22 protein-coding genes and 2 pseudogenes are annotated in these 16,496 nt (G+C 41.1%); all 24 read left to right on the top strand.

Annotated features, from left to right (window positions below):
* The first annotated feature begins 19 nt into the window (after positions 1-19).
* The 24 genes and pseudogenes from ACRQ5D_RS13235 to ACRQ5D_RS13120 all read left to right on the top strand — a co-directional run bounded on the left by ACRQ5D_RS13235 (position 20) and on the right by ACRQ5D_RS13120 (position 16,418).
* Entirely contained in the window at positions 20-802 is a 783-nt protein-coding gene (locus tag ACRQ5D_RS13235; protein ID WP_091173912.1) for a polysaccharide biosynthesis/export family protein, read from the top strand.
* On the top strand, positions 803-1,027 hold the full coding sequence (locus tag ACRQ5D_RS13230) for a Wzz/FepE/Etk N-terminal domain-containing protein (protein ID WP_431199791.1): 225 nt from the start codon (positions 803-805) through the stop codon (positions 1,025-1,027).
* Positions 1,027-2,298 (top strand): GumC family protein, encoded by a 1,272-nt coding sequence (locus ACRQ5D_RS13225; RefSeq protein WP_431199790.1) that lies wholly within the window; start codon positions 1,027-1,029, stop codon positions 2,296-2,298. Before ACRQ5D_RS13230 ends, ACRQ5D_RS13225 begins: the two co-directional genes overlap by 1 nt.
* A complete protein-coding gene (locus ACRQ5D_RS13220) occupies positions 2,205-3,221 on the top strand; it encodes a CpsD/CapB family tyrosine-protein kinase (RefSeq protein ID WP_431199789.1) in 1,017 nt (338 codons plus the stop codon). Before ACRQ5D_RS13225 ends, ACRQ5D_RS13220 begins: the two co-directional genes overlap by 94 nt.
* Positions 3,222-3,271: 50 nt before the next feature.
* Entirely contained in the window at positions 3,272-3,754 is a 483-nt protein-coding gene (locus ACRQ5D_RS13215) for a UpxY family transcription antiterminator (RefSeq protein ID WP_431199788.1), read from the top strand.
* 160 nt (positions 3,755-3,914) lie between these two features.
* Entirely contained in the window at positions 3,915-4,772 is an 858-nt protein-coding gene (locus tag ACRQ5D_RS13210; RefSeq protein ID WP_432329188.1) for an asparagine synthetase B family protein, read from the top strand.
* A 4-nt stretch (positions 4,773-4,776) separates the two neighbouring features.
* Positions 4,777-5,700 carry an asparagine synthase-related protein gene (locus ACRQ5D_RS13205; RefSeq protein WP_432329762.1) on the top strand — a complete coding sequence of 308 codons (924 nt, stop codon included), beginning with the start codon at positions 4,777-4,779 and terminating at the stop codon, positions 5,698-5,700.
* Entirely contained in the window at positions 5,690-6,811 is a 1,122-nt protein-coding gene (locus ACRQ5D_RS13200) for a glycosyltransferase family 4 protein (protein WP_091173924.1), read from the top strand. Before ACRQ5D_RS13205 ends, ACRQ5D_RS13200 begins: the two co-directional genes overlap by 11 nt.
* Positions 6,804-7,109 (top strand): ABC transporter permease, encoded by a 306-nt coding sequence (locus ACRQ5D_RS13195; RefSeq protein ID WP_431199787.1) that lies wholly within the window; start codon positions 6,804-6,806, stop codon positions 7,107-7,109. The genes ACRQ5D_RS13200 and ACRQ5D_RS13195 overlap by 8 nt, the downstream gene beginning before the upstream one ends.
* Positions 7,067-7,666, top strand: a complete 600-nt coding sequence (locus ACRQ5D_RS13190; RefSeq protein ID WP_431200782.1) for an ABC transporter permease — start codon at positions 7,067-7,069, stop codon at positions 7,664-7,666. Before ACRQ5D_RS13195 ends, ACRQ5D_RS13190 begins: the two co-directional genes overlap by 43 nt.
* Positions 7,667-8,932 (top strand): ABC transporter ATP-binding protein, encoded by a 1,266-nt coding sequence (locus tag ACRQ5D_RS13185; protein WP_091173933.1) that lies wholly within the window; start codon positions 7,667-7,669, stop codon positions 8,930-8,932. It abuts the gene before it with no gap.
* A gap of 6 nt (positions 8,933-8,938) precedes the next feature.
* On the top strand, positions 8,939-9,343 hold the full coding sequence (locus ACRQ5D_RS13180) for a sugar 3,4-ketoisomerase (protein ID WP_091173936.1): 405 nt from the start codon (positions 8,939-8,941) through the stop codon (positions 9,341-9,343).
* Positions 9,333-9,755: a sugar 3,4-ketoisomerase gene (locus ACRQ5D_RS13175; protein ID WP_091173939.1), complete on the top strand. Its 423-nt coding sequence runs from the start codon at positions 9,333-9,335 to the stop codon at positions 9,753-9,755. The genes ACRQ5D_RS13180 and ACRQ5D_RS13175 overlap by 11 nt, the downstream gene beginning before the upstream one ends.
* Positions 9,756-9,794: 39 nt before the next feature.
* Positions 9,795-9,989, top strand: a complete 195-nt coding sequence (locus ACRQ5D_RS13170) for a hypothetical protein (protein WP_431199786.1) — start codon at positions 9,795-9,797, stop codon at positions 9,987-9,989.
* A gap of 301 nt (positions 9,990-10,290) precedes the next feature.
* Complete coding sequence (locus ACRQ5D_RS13165; RefSeq protein ID WP_091173945.1) at positions 10,291-10,527, top strand: acyl carrier protein; 237 nt, start codon at positions 10,291-10,293, stop codon at positions 10,525-10,527.
* Between the two features lie 25 nt (positions 10,528-10,552).
* Positions 10,553-11,292: pseudogene (locus ACRQ5D_RS13160) on the top strand (SDR family NAD(P)-dependent oxidoreductase).
* Entirely contained in the window at positions 11,293-12,108 is an 816-nt protein-coding gene (locus tag ACRQ5D_RS13155) for a ketoacyl-ACP synthase III (RefSeq protein ID WP_432329184.1), read from the top strand.
* Positions 12,089-12,298 (top strand): 3-oxoacyl-[acyl-carrier-protein] synthase III C-terminal domain-containing protein, encoded by a 210-nt coding sequence (locus tag ACRQ5D_RS13150; protein ID WP_432329182.1) that lies wholly within the window; start codon positions 12,089-12,091, stop codon positions 12,296-12,298. The genes ACRQ5D_RS13155 and ACRQ5D_RS13150 overlap by 20 nt, the downstream gene beginning before the upstream one ends.
* Positions 12,299-12,331: 33 nt before the next feature.
* Positions 12,332-13,434 (top strand): annotated as a pseudogene (locus tag ACRQ5D_RS13145) (DegT/DnrJ/EryC1/StrS family aminotransferase).
* Positions 13,427-13,957: a hypothetical protein gene (locus ACRQ5D_RS13140; RefSeq protein WP_091173953.1), complete on the top strand. Its 531-nt coding sequence runs from the start codon at positions 13,427-13,429 to the stop codon at positions 13,955-13,957. The pseudogene ACRQ5D_RS13145 and the gene ACRQ5D_RS13140 overlap by 8 nt, the downstream one beginning before the upstream one ends.
* Positions 13,958-14,105: 148 nt before the next feature.
* The gene (locus ACRQ5D_RS13135) at positions 14,106-14,519 is read left to right on the top strand and encodes a hypothetical protein (RefSeq protein WP_143020860.1); all 414 of its coding nucleotides are present in this window, start codon (positions 14,106-14,108) and stop codon (positions 14,517-14,519) included.
* 42 nt (positions 14,520-14,561) lie between these two features.
* Positions 14,562-14,945, top strand: coding sequence for a glycosyltransferase family 2 protein (locus tag ACRQ5D_RS13130; protein WP_432329180.1), 384 nt, complete (start codon positions 14,562-14,564; stop codon positions 14,943-14,945).
* A 233-nt stretch (positions 14,946-15,178) separates the two neighbouring features.
* Positions 15,179-15,586: a hypothetical protein gene (locus ACRQ5D_RS13125; RefSeq protein ID WP_432329178.1), complete on the top strand. Its 408-nt coding sequence runs from the start codon at positions 15,179-15,181 to the stop codon at positions 15,584-15,586.
* Positions 15,587-15,590: 4 nt separating this feature from the next.
* Positions 15,591-16,418 carry a nucleotide-diphospho-sugar transferase gene (locus ACRQ5D_RS13120; protein WP_432329176.1) on the top strand — a complete coding sequence of 276 codons (828 nt, stop codon included), beginning with the start codon at positions 15,591-15,593 and terminating at the stop codon, positions 16,416-16,418.
* Positions 16,419-16,496: the final 78 nt, after the last annotated feature.

Here is a 16,496-nt window from a genome sequence, read left to right as displayed (position 1 = left end):
TGGAACTTTATAGCTGAATATGCGCAACTATACATCTATCTGCCTGATAATTGGGATACTTTTTTTGTTAACCTCCTGCTCAAGCAAACAATATCAATATCTTTTTGACCAAAAGTATAATGTTACTGATACCGCATCAAAAGGAAGCGATGCAGCAGTAGGCCCATACCATATTAAAGCACAGGATATACTGCAGATCAGGAACCTGCAAAGCATAAAGTATATAGTTGACGAAGCGCCTGCTACCAATGCAGGGGGCAGCGGAGGTGGCGGTACTGCCGGGCAAACGTTTCAGGTTGAAGACGACGGCACTGTTGCGCTGCCTGTTATCGGCCATGTAAAAGTTGCTGGTCTTACCAGGCCGGAAGCAGCAAAACAAATTGAGGAGCTTTACCGTACAAACCTGCTGAAAGACCCCATAATTGAGTTGAAGATCGTTAACCTTAAGGTAACCATACTTGGCGAAATAAAGGGGCAGGGGAACTATACGTTAACAAAAGACAGGACAACTTTGGTTGAAATGATTGGAGAAGCAGGAGGCCTGACAGATAAGGCTAATGAAGCAAATGTAAAAATAATAAGAGGCGATCAAAAAAACCCGCAGGTTACTGAAATTAACCTTCGGGATATCCAATCAATAAATGATCCCCGTGCTATTCTTCAAAGCGGAGATGTTATTTATATAGCACAAAACAAACGTGCCGTTCGCAATGATAAATTGCAAAACCTTTCGGTAATAACGCAGCCGGTTTTACTGCTGCTTAATACCGCCTTGATTATTTTTACGCTTTCTCATCGGTAAATGGAAGAGTTAGAAAAAGTACAAAGAAAGCTGCCCAACCAGGAAATTGACTATTTTAAGATCGGCAAAATACTCCTCAGCCGCTGGTACTGGATATTGGCATCCGTCGTTATTACATCAGCTATTTCATACACTTATTTATGGTATACACCCAAAACATATGCCACCGGGGGAACACTTAAGGTAGAAGAAAAAAATCAGAAATTTCTGACATTATCAGTGTAATGACCACGCCCGAACGCGGCCCGTCAAAAATTCAAAGTATAACTTCGGTATTAACCAGCCGTACCCTCATCCTAACAGCAATAAAAGACCTCGACTATCGTATCAGCTTTTATATCTCGGGCAGGGTACGTACCTCCGAAACCTATCCGCAAAAACCTCTCGGTATTACTCTGGTAAAGTTTGATAGCCTTAATTTTTTCCATAGCCTGATAACTTTTAAGCCGGTCAGTGCTCAAAACTTCAATCTTACCTATAGCATAAACGGTAAGGAGATCCAAAACAACTACAAATACGGCGATATTGTAACCATTGGCAATACCAGTTTCCGAATTAAATACCCGGGGTCAATTCCATCCAAAACAATTTATTTATTTAAGTTCAATATCCCCGAAGATTTTATCGGCCGGGTACAGGGTAATTTATATGCTGGCGAAACAGCAAAAAACTCAAATATAATTGCCATCCAGCAAACAGATTCCAATCCGCAGTTTGCAGCAGATATACTTAATGCGATTATGAACAATTATGTGATTTTTGACCGAAACCAAAAGGCGCAGTCAGCTTCACAAATGATCGATTTTATTGACAGTCAGCTGGATTATCTGTCAACTGAAGTAAAAGGCTCTGAAAACTCGATAGAAAAATACAGGAAAAAATCCAAGATCCTTGACGTTACATCCGCATCAACTACTTCAGTAACCAAGGCAACCGAGCTTGAATCAAACAAATCGTTATTAAAAATACAATTAATAGCGCTCGACCAGCTTAGCAGCGAAATAGCCAAGGAAAAAAACAATGTAACCTTAAACTTTAATGTCGGCAGCGCTAATCTACCGTCGTTAGAAGTTATGGTAAGCCGCCTGGACAACCTGATTACAGAACGGGCAAGTTTATTAACTACCTATAATGCCGATTCGCAGCCTATTCAAAACATTAACCAAAGCATTATCCAAATTAAAACCACCGCTTTAAACAATATAAAACAGATCCGGGCTGGCATCGAAAAAAATATTCAATATGTTGATAATCAACTTGGCCAAGTTAACTCAACTATAGCGGCATTGCCTGCCGCCCAGCGTGATATGGTGAGCCTGCAGCGTGATTTTGATATTAATGATAAGGTATACTCTTTTCTGTCCGAAAAAAACTGGAAGCGCAGATCAGCCGTGCCGGGATTTTGCCTGGTGCAACTATTATTGAGCTGGCTCAACCAAACTATAATCCAGTTTCGCCCAATGAACATAATATCCACCGTACTGCTACTATATTAGGCTTGGCTATAGGCCTGGGGCTTATCATTCTCATCAGGATATTAAACCCCTATATTTATGATAAGGAAACCATTGAAAGTCTAACCAGCATACCTATCCTGGGCGTTATCCGAAAATTCCCGTATGCCCTTGACGAAAGCAGCGAACAAATCCTTGCTATCAGCAAACCCAAATCAATTTTTGCAGAATCGGTCCGTTCTGTACGTACTAATCTTAGTTTCCTTTCGTCAGAAAAAGCAAGCAAAGTTATTTGTATAACCTCGGAAGTAGCCGGCGAAGGCAAATCATTTGTTGCCGTAAATTTGTCAAGCACGCTTTCACTTATTGATAAAAAAGTAATATTAATAGGAGCCGATTTACGTCGTTCAAGGCTACATAAAACTTTTCATGTGGCCAATGATATTGGCTTGACCAATTACCTTGCACACCAAACTGAAATTGACGATATCATTCATCACTCTGAACAGGAAAACCTCGATTTTATAGTGTCGGGGCCCGTACCGCCTAACCCATCAGAGCTACTACACAGCAAAAGGATGAACGCTTTAATTGAAACACTTAAAACAATGTATGATATAGTGATGATTGATACCGCTCCCATCGGACTGGTATCAGATGCTATACCGCTTATCAGGATAAGTGACATCAATGTTTTTGTGATCCGGTCTGGCAAATCAAAATATTATGCCGCAACTGTGCCACAGCGCATAGCGCAGGAATATCACCTCGATAATACCGTGATAATTTTAAATGCATTCGAAGAAGATTTGCTGCATTCAAGATATTACACTACCAAATTTACCGGCGAAAATGCAGGCACACGATATTACTATTATTCAGATTACAGCGGCTACGAAGGTTCGGGCTATTATCTTGATGATGAAAAGAAAAAATGGTGGAATTTAAAACGATGGTTTAAATAAGCTTGTTTATTTAAAAAGATTGTTACTAAAATCAATATGGCAGTAAACAAATGGTACCCGGTTTACACCAACCCACGAGCCGAAAAAAGGCATATGAAGCATTAGTGAGCAAAGGCATTAATGTTTACCTGCCCCTGCACCGTCAGCTTAAACAATGGAGCGACCGCAGAAAATGGGTTGAGGAACCATTGTTAAAATCATACCTGTTTGTAAATATTGCCGAACAAGAGCAGGCCGAAGTGTTAATGACCAAAGGCATTGCGCGGTTCCTTTATTTTTCGGGCAAGCCTGCAGTTATGCCTGATAAGCAGATCCATGAACTTAAATTACTCATGGCAAGTCCATATGAACTGGAGGTAACAGAGGAAGACCTGCAGCCGGGCGAGAAGATTATCATCAGAGCAGGTGTACTAAAGGGCATGACAGGCGAAGTTGTATCACGCAGATCGCAAAAACAACTGATATTACGCCTGGAAAGTATTGGTTACTCTATTATCGTTAATGTTGCTGCATCGCTAATTGAGCGGTTTTAAAATAAAAGGAATTGTTTTGGACAACAGATAATATTTCATTATTTGCGCCGAAAATTCAATAAATAGACAGCTTGTGCCCTGCAACACAAGTGATTAATAGCTAATTAGTTACAAGACATCAATGTAACTTACGGGGCGAAGCTATGAAATTTAATGAACAATGTGCCGTATAGCAGGAATCGTTTCTGAAAAAATATCCCAGAACGAGATCAGGAATAGCGTAAAATTAATGTGCCACGCGTTACAGCATGGCGGGCCGGATGATGAGGGCATATTTGAAGATAAAAAAGCCTGCCTTGTTTTCGGTCACCGCAGGTTATCAATTATTGACCTCAGCAGCAACGGGCATCAGCCCATGACAGATGTGGGCCAAAATGCATGGATCACCTTCAATGGCGAAATTTACAACTACCCTGAATTAAAACAGGAATTGCTAAGATCAGGAGCACAATTTAAGTCAGGCACTGATACCGAAGTTATACTCCAGGCCTATCTTAATTGGGGCACTGCAGCTTTTTCAAGGTTCAGAGGTATGTTTGCTTTTGCCTTGTATGATGTTGGCAAAGCCCTTACTTACCTTGTACGTGATACTACCGGTATAAAACCGCTATATTATTCGGCTGTAAACAACGAGCTTTGTTTTGCATCTGAAGTGCGGGCATTTAAACAGTCGGGACTGAATATCGAAAAAGATCCGGACTGGCCGGTAAGACTACTGGCATTTGGCCATATTCCTGAACCCTATACCACATTAAAAAATGTATTCAGCTTGCCCAAAGGACATTTTTTATGCTGGGACCACAGGAGTGCAGGGTATACTTTAAGCAAATATCACATTGATGGTTTGCAAAATGTAATAACCGATAAAAACGAAGCCCATCGGATAATCTACAATGCACTTAGCCTGGGCGTAAAAAGGCAATTAATTGCCGATGCACCCATAGGTGTATTTTTAAGCGGGGGATTGATTCAAGCCTGCTCACAATGCTGGCCAATCGGCAAAAAAAGAGCAACTTAAAACCATTTCTATATTTTTTGATGAAAAAAGTTATGATGAACGCAGCTATCAAAACATCATTAACAATAAAATAAATGGCCAAAACTTTTCACACCTGGTAAAACAATCAGATTTTGAAGCGTTTTTTTCGCAAATCATGGATGCTATGGATATGCCTACCACCGATGGCATTAACGGCTGGTTTATAAGTAAATATGCCCATGACGATGGTTTGAAGGCGGTATTATCAGGTGTGGGCGCCGATGAACTTTTTGGAGGTTATCCCTCATTTAACCGCATAAAATATCTTGGCTATCTGCGTAAACTGCCATCATGGATGTTAAAGATATCCAGTCATTTTTTGCCTGATCATTATAAGAGATTGGCATTCCTCGCTGTTAACCATCCCGTAGCTGATTACCTGGCTTTGCGTGGATTGTTTTCATTGGCTGATGTTTCTGCTCTACTGGATACGAGCATTGATCATATTAATGATGTATTGTTCGGCACAGCTTTGTCGCCCGCACCACACGGGTATAATAACGAACATGCAGAATGGTTTGAAACGCATTTCTACATGCAAAACCAATTACTTAGGGATACCGATATAATGAGCATGAATCATGGCCTTGAAGTCAGGGTTCCGTTTTTGGATGAAGATTTTAACCGTGCAGCCCGGAATATCGCACCAGCCATCAGATTTAATAAACGCCAGCCGAAAAAACTTCTTATTGAAAGTTTCAACAACCTTATTCCGCCTGAAGTTTGGAACAGGCCCAAAATGGGTTTCACATTCCCCTTACAAAAATGGATGAAGGAGCACCGGCTAATTAGCGATACTGATAATTACAAAGGAAAAGCGGCACAAAATGTTATAAAACAGTTTAAAAACGACAGCATTCATTGGTCAAAGGCTTTTGCCTTGTATCAGGTTCAAAATGATGGCTAAAAATGTAATTCTTTTTACTTTACAAACATTTAGCACTACCGGCGGCATCCAGAAAATGACACGCACACTTGGTCATTCCTTGCATCGTGCTGCCTTAAAAAACAATTGGAATTTTGAGCTTTGGTCGGCTTATGATAAGCAGGATGACCTGATGGCGCAATATTTACCTTCTGCAAATTTCAAAGGGTTTGGCATAAACCGGGCAGGTTTTGTTTTGGAAACCATCGGCCATTCGGCAAAGCCCCATGTTGCTATATTAAGTCATATTAACCTGGCCATCATTGGCCTGTTAATTAAACTGATTAACCCTAAATGCCGGTTATGGCTTGTAGCACACGGCATTGAGGTTTGGCGTCCGCTTTCGTTTTTAAAGCGGCTGACGCTTAAACACTGCGACTGCGTAATTTGTGTAAGCAATTATACCAAACAGCAAATGATAAAAAGGCATAACCTGAATGCAGATAAATGCATTGTGCTGAATAATGCAATTGACCCATTTATGCGTTTGCCCGATATCTTCGCGAAGCCACAAAAACTGTTGCGCCGTTATGGTTTAAACCACGATGATTTTATCATATTTTCGTTAACACGCATGGCATCTACCGAGCTATACAAAGGGTATGACCAGGTAATTAGTGCCTTGGGCAGCCTTAAGTCACAATTTCCGCAAATAAAATATATACTTTCGGGCAAATATGATGAGCAGGAACACATCCGTATAAAAGAATTAATAGCGGCGCATGATGTAACGGAACAGGTAATTTTAACCGGCTTTATTGATGAAGCCGAACTCACCGACCATTTCCTGCTGGCCGACCTGTTTGTTTTACCAAGCAAAAAGGAGGGATTTGGCATTGTATTTATTGAAGCTCTTGCCTGCGGCTTACCCGTTATTTGTGGCAATGCCGATGGTAGTATTGACGCCATCCGGAACGGCGAACTGGGAGAAGCCATTGACCCGGACAACCTTACCGAACTTAACAAAGCAATAACAAAGCATTTGCAAAAACACTTAGCTGCTGATACCCGCAAAAGCTTACAGGAAAAATGTTTAAGCCATTTTAACGAGCACGATTATATGACCAAACTTGAGCAGCTGATAAATGACTGATTTGCATCCGGAAAAGTGGGACATCGAAATAAATGCGAAAGGCAGCCTGCTCGACCTTAAGCTTAAAGAGGTGTGGCATTACCGCGACCTGCTTGTGCTACTCGTTAGGCGCGATTTTATTTCCTTTTATAAGCAAACCATTTTGGGTCCGGTGTGGTTTTTTATTCAGCCGGTTATTACTATCCTGTTTTATACCCTGATATTTGGCAATTTGGCCGGCATCCCGGTTGATGGCCTGCCAAAGCCACTTTTTACCTGGCCGGCACCATCATTTGGAACTATTTTGCCGATTGCCTGAACAAAACGTCAACTGTTTTTAAAGATAATGCCGGTATACTTGGCAAGGTATATTTTCCAAGACTTATTATGCCCCTAAGTATTGTACTTTCAAACTTGATCCGTTTCGCGGTTCAGTTTCTACTTTTCATAATCCTGTACATCATATTTATCTTAAAGGGCGAACATATTATTCCCAATATAGCAGCCTTGCTGCTGCCATTACTCATTATCATGATAGCATCACTGGGTTTAGGCTTAGGTATGATCATATCGGCTGTTACCACAAAATACAGGGATATAGCGTTTATAGTAGCCTTTGGCGTACCACTTTTAATGTATGCAACAACGGTTATATACCCTTTATCGGTGGCACAGGCTAAATATCCTAAATACAGCTGGCTTATTAAGTTTAACCCCATTACGGCCATAATTGAAACGTTCAGGTATGGCTGTTTAGGCAAAGGAAGCTTTAACTGGGAGCTGTTAGCTTACAGTATCGTTAGCACTATTGTAATACTGCTTACAGGCATAGTAATATTTAATAAGGTTGAAAAAACTTTTGTTGATACTGTATAAATGAGCAAGGCAATAAAAGTTGAAAACTTATCAAAAGCCTACCAACTAGGCGATTTTGGTACGGGCACTATCTCCCGCGACCTGGAGCGTTTTTGGGCACATCTGCGGGGTAAGGAAGATCCTTTTTTAAAAATAGGCGAAGTGAATGATCGTACCATCAAAGGCGAAAGTGATGTGGTATGGAGCTTGAACAATATTAATTTTGAAGTTGAACAGGGCGATGCTGTTGGCATTATAGGCCGCAACGGAGCAGGTAAAAGTACCCTGCTTAAAATTTTAAGCCGTGTTACCTCTCCTACTACCGGCTCGGTAAAACTAAAGGGCCGGATAGCCAGTTTACTTGAAGTAGGCACAGGTTTCCACCCGGAACTGAGCGGGAGGGAAAATATTTATCTCAATGGTGCCATACTGGGGATGCGCAAGGCCGAGATCAGACAAAAGTTTGATGAGATCGTGAGTTTTTCGGGGGTTGAAAGGTATATCGACACGCCGGTTAAGCGTTACTCATCGGGAATGTATGTACGGTTAGCCTTTGCGGTGGCTGCGCACCTTGAAAGCGAAATTTTGATAGTAGATGAAGTACTGGCAGTTGGCGATGCCGAGTTTCAGAAAAAATGCCTCGGTAAAATGGGACAGGTAAGCATGAACGAAGGGCGCACGGTTTTGTTTGTAAGCCACAACATGGCCGCGGTGAAAACATTATGTAACCGGGGCATTGTGCTTGCAAACGGGCAGTTGATATATGAAAACAAACAGCTCGAAGCAGTAGGCTTTTATCAAACCAATAACAATACCCGGTCAACATTTGAACACCAGGGCGATCTAACCTCAGCACCTGGGAATGAAAATATAAAAGTGCTTAAATTCGTCATCCGGCCGCTTACCGGCGACAGTATCTCCATTTCGACAGGCATTAGCTTAGAGATGATCTTTTTTAATCAAAAAACGGGCATTAACCTAGATGCAACCTTTGAATTAAAAAATAGTGATGAAATCCCCGTATTTCATAACGGCGTGCTTATATCAACCAATAATGATTCAAAAACCGGGTTTTACACGGTTAAGTGTACTATTCCGCCTAACCTGTTGAACGCCGGCAATTATTCATTCAAGTTGATTTTTGGCGAAAATCAACGTTACCAATTATTTGGTGCTGATGATTTTATCGGGTTTGAGGTTGAAAACGAAAGTAAAGGAAGTAACAGCGCTTTAGCTCCGGGTGTAATTCACCCTAAACTTGATTTTGATATTAGTTACCAGGCATAACAGCATATGGAAGCCCCGCGCATCATACAATTGCCCAAGTTTTTAGACGACCGGGGAAACCTTTCTTTCATTGAAGAAAACAACCATATCCCCTTTAAAATTGAGCGTACCTATTGGATTTATGACGTACCCGGCGGCGAACGGCGTGGCGGCCACGCTTATTTAAACCTGCAGGAATTTATTGTCGCTATTAGTGGCAGCTTCGACGTTGTGCTTCATGATGGTGTAAAGGAAATGCGGTATAGCCTTAACCGTTCATATTATGGGCTGTATGTTCCGAAAATGATGTGGCGGGAGATTGAGAACTTCTCGACCAATTCACTTGCCCTGATCCTGACCAACGGCAAGTATGATGTAAATGAATATATCAGGGGTTTTGATCAATTTGTGAGTTGCAAACATGGAAGGTAAAATATCAACTGTTTTTGATTGTAACATCATCCACCTTAACCGTATTCATAACCGGGCCGGTAACATCACTCCTGTTGAAAACAATATCCATATCCCCTTTGCTGTTAAACGGGTATATTATTTGTATGATATCCCGGGAGGAGAATCACGCGCGGCGCACGGACATAAGCAGCTTGAACAATTTATCGTAGCAGCCAGTGGCAGCTTTGATATCACTATTGACGATGGTATCAACAAAAAAACAGTACAGTTAAACCGCCCGTACATAGGGTTGCATATCCAGCCCGGCATCTGGCGCGATATTTCAAATTTTTCGTCGGGTGCTATTTGCCTTGTATTAGCTTCTATGTTGTATACAGAAGCCGATTATCTAAGAGAGTACAAACAGTTCAAAGATTACAAATCATTATAAGTGGAGTTCCCTTTTTGTAAATTTGACTTAATATTTAGATTGGTTGAGGAAAGCGATGCCGAATTTATTTTAAGTTTAAGAACCGACCCGGTACACGCCCGGTACCTGACACATACCGACAATAATTTGCAAAAGCAAATTGAATGGATTAGAGCATATAAAAAGCGGGAAAAAAACGGCAGGAATATTACTTTTTATTTTCTGACCATGACTATCAGCCGCTCGGAGTTATAAGATTGTATGATATAACGGCTGATACCTACACCAGTGGCAGCTGGATCATAAAACCCGGATGCGATGAATTTGTAAGCATAAAATCAGATCTGTTTATTTCTGAATTTGCAGCCAGCGAATTAAAAAATAAAAGATGTGTGTTTGATGTAAGGAAAGACAATAAAAAAGTGTTACGGTTTCATAAAATGTTTGCAACAATAACAGGTGAAGACGAACTCAACTATTATTTTACAATAGATGAGGAGAGCGTTAAACGCAAGGTTAGTTTTTTAATAAGTATAATACAACCTAAAACTTAACTATGAATATTGAAAAATTTATAAGCGAATTTGCTGATCAGTTTGACGACTTGGATACAAGTTCTTTTACTGCCGAAACATTATTCAAAGAAAACGACGAGTGGAGCTCCATGACAGCACTTTCAGTGATTGCCATGGTAGATGACGTTTACGCAGTCAGACTAACAGGCGATGATATCCGCAACTCAAAAGTTATTCAGGACATCTACGATATTGTATTGAAAAAATCAAATTCGTAAACCCAGGCACTTACGTTAATATCCTATGAATAACCCATTCTGTTTAAAAGGTAAAAAAATTTTGGTTACCGGCGCCTCATCAGGCATAGGCAGGCAAATTGCTATAAGCGTTTCAGGAATGGGAGCCGAAACTTTTATTACCGGCAGAAACGAGCAACGACTGTCAGACGTTTTTAACTTGCTGGAAGTACCCGGCACCCAATATGTTGCCGATCTTGATATTGAGCAGGAACAGGACAACCTGATTGAGTTAATGCCGAATTTAGATGGCGTCGTATTATCTGCCGGGATTGTAAAAACTTTGCCTTTTAAATTTATAAACAGGAAAGACCTGGATTCGATCTTCGAAACAAATTTTTTCTCACCCGCTATTTTGATCAATAAGCTGTTAAAAACTAAAAAGCTAAACAAAAATGGATCGGTCGTATTTATATCATCCATTGCCGGCAACTATGTTGGAACTGTTGGCAACGCGATGTACAGCGCTTCAAAAGGCGCCATAAATGCTATGCAAAAGGTATTAGCTATTGAACTTTCTGCCCAAAGGATCAGGGTCAATAATATCTCTCCGGGCATGATAAAAACCGAACTCATCTACGACCCTATATTTACAGAGGAGCAGCTGAAAGACGATGAAAAAAATACCCCTTGGGATTTGGCGAACCAATTGATGTTGCCAACGCAGCTATTTACCTGTTATCTGACGCCAGTAAGTGGGTAACCGGAAGCACCCTGATAATAGACGGGGGATTCACCATACAGTAAATGCAGGCCTTTATAAAAGCTATTTCATACCACTTGCCTCAAAATCAGCTTACCAATGCTGATCTGTCGGCCCTGTTTCCCGAATGGGGAGTAGAGAAGATAGCCAACAAAATAGGTATCAGCACCCGTCACATTGCTGCCGAGGATGAGTTTGCGTCAGATATGGCGATAGCCGCGGCACAAAAACTGTTTGCCGCGCATAACATCAATCCAACTGAAATTGATTTTATATTATATTGTACCCAAAGCCCAGACTATTTTTTGCCTTCAACAGCTTGTATTATACAGGATAAGCTGAGTATTCCGGTTAAAGCGGGCGCACTCGATTTTAACCTGGGCTGTTCGGGCTACGTGTACGGCCTTGCTTTAGCCAAGGGTCTTATAGCGGCAGGTATAGCCACCAATATCTTGCTGCTCACGGCCGAAACCTATTCAAAATTCATACATCCTAAAGATAAGGGAAACCGTACCATTTTTGGTGATGCCGCCGCCGCTACCCTCATCAGCACCGAAGGCTTTGCGGCTATAGGCAACTTTGAATTGGGTACGGATGGTAAGGGTGCTGAAAATCTGATGGTAAAGCAGGGAGCCATCCGTTACCCTGAAAAAAGTGCCGACACCGTACATGATGACTATGGGAATGAGCAATCATTAGGAAGTTTATATATGAACGGGCCCGAAATATTTGCTTTTACCTCTAAAGAGATTCCTGCTTTAATAACAGATACCCTTAAAAAAAACGGTGTGCGCAAAGACGAGAATCGGGCAGTTTATCCTGCACCAGGCCAACCGGTACATGCTGGAGCACCTGCGTAAAAAGATGGATATAGCTTCCGAAAACTTTTATATCTATATGGCCGCTATTGGTAACACGGTATCATCATCGGTACCCGTTGCACTTGATGAAGCCATGAAAGAAAAACAGGTTACTCCGCAAACAAAATGGCTTTTGGCCGGCTTTGGTGTTGGCTACTCATGGGCCGGAACCGTAATAACATTTATATAAAAGCAAAAAGCCTACGGCTCAAAGTTGAACCCGATGAATATTCCGTTTCTATCTTTAACCAGTCAGAATAATTTAGTTGAAGCAGAGATTCGCGCGGCGTTTGAGCGCGTTTTTCAAAATAAATGGTACATACTTGGTAAGGAAGTAAGTGATTTCGAAAATGCTTACGCTGCCTTCAATAACGTACAATACTGCATTGGGGTAGGCAACGGACTTGATGCCCTGTGCATTGCGCTACGGGTGCTTGAAGTTGGTGAAGGCGATGAAGTCATCGTACCTTCAAATACGTTTATAGCCACCTGGCTCGCCGTGTCGCAGGTAAGGGCTACCATTGTACCGGTTGAGCCCGATAAGGATACTTATAATTTAGACCCACGTTTGATTGAGGCAGCCATCACCCCAAAAACAAAAGTGATCATACCCGTACACCTTTACGGGCAAGCCTGCCAAATGGACGCTATTATCCAGATAGCCCATAAGCATAATCTTTTTGTGATTGAAGATAACGCACAGGCGCAGGGCAGCACATACAACAACAAGCTTACCGGCAGCTTCGGCCACATTAACGCTACCAGTTTTTATCCAATAAAAAACCTGGGCGCGTATGGCGATGCAGGGGCTTTAACCACCAACGATACCGGCCTCGCACAAAAAGCAAGCCTGCTGCGTAATTATGGCTCCGAAAAAAATATTACAATGAGGTTATCGGTGTAAACTCAAGGCTTGATGAACTGCAGGCTGCTTTTCTTTCGGTAAAATTGAAATATCTGAATGGATGGACAACTGAGCGGCAGACCATAGCTTCTGCCTATACCCGTCAACTTAACGGAATCGACGGCCTTATCTTACCAGCCACCGCCTCAGGATCATCACATGTATACCATTTATATGTAATCCGTACTGCAAAACGAAATGAGCTGGAGAAACATTTAAACAACAATGGAATAGGCACCGGGATCCATTATCCTGTACCTGCCCATTTACAAAAAGCGTATGAGCACCTCGGTTACCAAAAAGGTGACTTCCCGATAGCTGAGGAATTGGCAGAAACCTGCCTGAGCCTTCCGCTGAATCCGGGCATGAGCAATGAAGAAATTGAGTACGTAACTAAAACTATCAAAAAGTTTTATGCGTAAAATTTTGATAGTGAATGGTGGCCTGGTAATTGGAGGTGCTGAGAAACTTGTTCATGAACTTGCTGTTTTTGCCCAGCAAAACAAAATTGCCCCAACTATACTGATCCTTGATAATTACAACCAGGAATATTACGACCTGATTTTTAAACAGAAGAAAATAAGAGTAGTAAGAACCCGGCTCAACGTAATAAAGAACTTCAGAGCCCCTTTAAAAATGTTGAGGTCGATATACTGGAGGTTAAAATTAAAATTTCTTGCCAATAGCATATATGAAAGTGTCCATGTGATCGGCTTGTATAATATTTACAGGGTAAAAGACACAGTTAATCATGATCATCGGTTTTATTGGCATGTAACCAATGCGGCGCAAGGTACCTATAACTTTCCGGAAACATACTTTGACAACCCCGATGACACTCTGGTTTGCATTAATCAATACCAGTTAAACGAGCTCGATACCCATTACGGGAACGCCGTATTTAAATGTAAAAGAGGCTTATTTCCACTTTTTTTGAATGATTAATTTAAACGTCATATCAAGAATCGCTGAAGACAAGAATTACTTCCCTGATCTGATAAAAATACTACACTTGTTAAAAAACAAGGGGATCACCGATGTCCAGATACTATTCATAGGCACGGTATATAGCCCGAAAGTTTATCAAAACATTATGGATATGGCCAGCCGGCTTAATGTTTCCTCAAACATCGCATTTACTGAAAAATCGATTCCTATGAGTGAACTAAGCGATGAAATAAAAAACGGATATTTTATCAACTTCACCATCGGTGAATTTACCGGCTTCTCAGGTTTGGAAAGTATCAAAAACGGATTTAAAACAATTTTTTATAACATTGATAAATCGCTTAAAAACGAGTGCGATAATGTAATTGCTTACTGTCACACACGTGATAAATTGATGGATCTGATAATAAATATAAGTCAAAATCAAGCCTTGACAAGCGAAGAAATTACAGCTTGTAACCAGAAAATGCTTAACAGGTTTATATTAAATAGTGCTATGAAGCGGGAATTGCTTGCTATGATGCTGCCAAAATCAAATCATTCTGATAAACTGGCTTGATCGATCGTCTTGTAGTTTTATGTTATCCAATTCCTCAATAACTTGAGTACCGGCATATCGGTTATTCTTTGCTGTTATAACAGCAGCGCGCGGCTTCCCCTAACCATTAAACACCTGGCCTTACAAAAGGTACCGGGAAGTGTTGGATGGGAGGTTATTATTGTTGACAATGCATCAACAGATGGCACAGCGGACACAGCCAGGGCCGAATGGGGAAAACACAATTTAACCGATGTTCCGTTCAGCGTTGTGAGCCAACCTATTGCAGGGCTAAGTCATGCGCGGGATATGGGTTTAAATCACGCTCGATATGAATACCTTCTTTTTTGCGATGATGACAACTGGCTTTTCGACGATTACATTGAGCGTGCCTTTAAAATCATGAACAGTGATAGCCAAATAGGTGTATTGGGGGATGTGGATTAATAGAAGCGGAACAACCTGCCCTACTTTCCGAAAGCCTGCTGAAATTTACTACCGTTTGGGGTCCTCAAACTTGGGCAGTCGGTAGCCATTGGGTTTATGGTGCCGGATCTGTTTACCGGAAAAGTATACTGCTTGAACTGAAGAACGCAAATTGGCGCCAGGTAACAACCGGCCGCATAGGCAAAAAGCTGGTTTCGGGCGAAGATGTTGAAATATGTTTGATGAGCCATTTAATGAGCTACAAAATAATAGCTGATGATAATCTGAAATTTAAACACTTTGTTCCGCTTAAAAGGCAAAATATCAATTATATATTAAAAGCAGCGTTTTGGCTAAACTACAGCAGCGCTTTGCTCAATGGCTATTTCGCACTGGTTAATAATAAACCATCTATCGAACAAATCATAAATCAAGATCTGCTTTCCACCGCAAAATCCTTAACCAAGTTAACGGTTAACTTGGTTTATCAGAAGACTATTAAATTCCGGACTGTTAGTATCGAACAAAAAATTTTATACTATCAAAAATGTGGCCAGCTCAAATCGCTGCTAACTAACAGGCAACTAATAAAAAACCAGTACCAGCATATAAAACAATTATTAAAAACTGTAAAAACAGCCCAGGCTTTCACAAGCCATTGAGGTTATGGGATATTCCGTACCGATACTTTTTTTAATATTTAACCGCCCGGCTTTTACAGAAATGGTTTTTGAAGCCATAGCTAAAATTAAACCTAAATACCTGTATATAGCTGCCGACGGACCACGGCCTGATAAACCCGATGATATCGACCTGTGCGCCAAAACACGTTCGGTAATTGAGCGCATAAACTGGGATTGTGAAGTTAAAACATTATTAAGGGATAAAAACCTCGGCTGCAAATCGGCAGTTAGCGAAGCCATCAACTGGTTTTTTGAAAATGTTAACGAAGGAGTCATTTTAGAAGATGACTGCCTGCCCGATAGAACATTTTTCCCCTTTTGCGAGGATCTGTTGACAAAATACCGTTTTGACGACAGGGTAATGTCAATATCAGGTTCAAATTTACTAACCGATGGCTGGAAAAAAGATGCCCAATCATATCATTGGGGGCATGGCGGTATCTGGGGTTGGGCCACCTGGAAACGTGCATGGAACCTTTATGACATAGAAATGAAAGACTGGGCCAAGCAGCAAACAAAGGATAAGGTTAAAATGCAGCTTGGCACTACCGACTGGTACCATAGTTATTACGGCATGTTTGAATCATCCTTTAACAAATCATTAAATACCTGGGATATTCAATGGTTCTATAGCATTCTGATCAACGGTGGCATGGCAGTTAATCCTTGCATAAATCTTGTAAAAAATATAGGCTATGGAAATGGGACACATATGCATTCGGCAGATGATGCTATTGCCGATCTACCATTAGGCACAATGATATTCCCACTAAAACATCCTAAAAAATGCTTTTGGATACCGCTTATTTAAAACAGGTTTACGCGCGGCTTAACAAAAAATACAAAATTTCTGTTATACACAGGGCGCTTAAATTTTTTAAGATAGCAT

The organism is Mucilaginibacter sp. P25 (assembly GCF_050859465.1).
GTDB lineage: Bacteria > Bacteroidota > Bacteroidia > Sphingobacteriales > Sphingobacteriaceae > Mucilaginibacter > Mucilaginibacter gossypii.
This window is presented reverse-complemented; position numbering and strand designations above follow the sequence as displayed.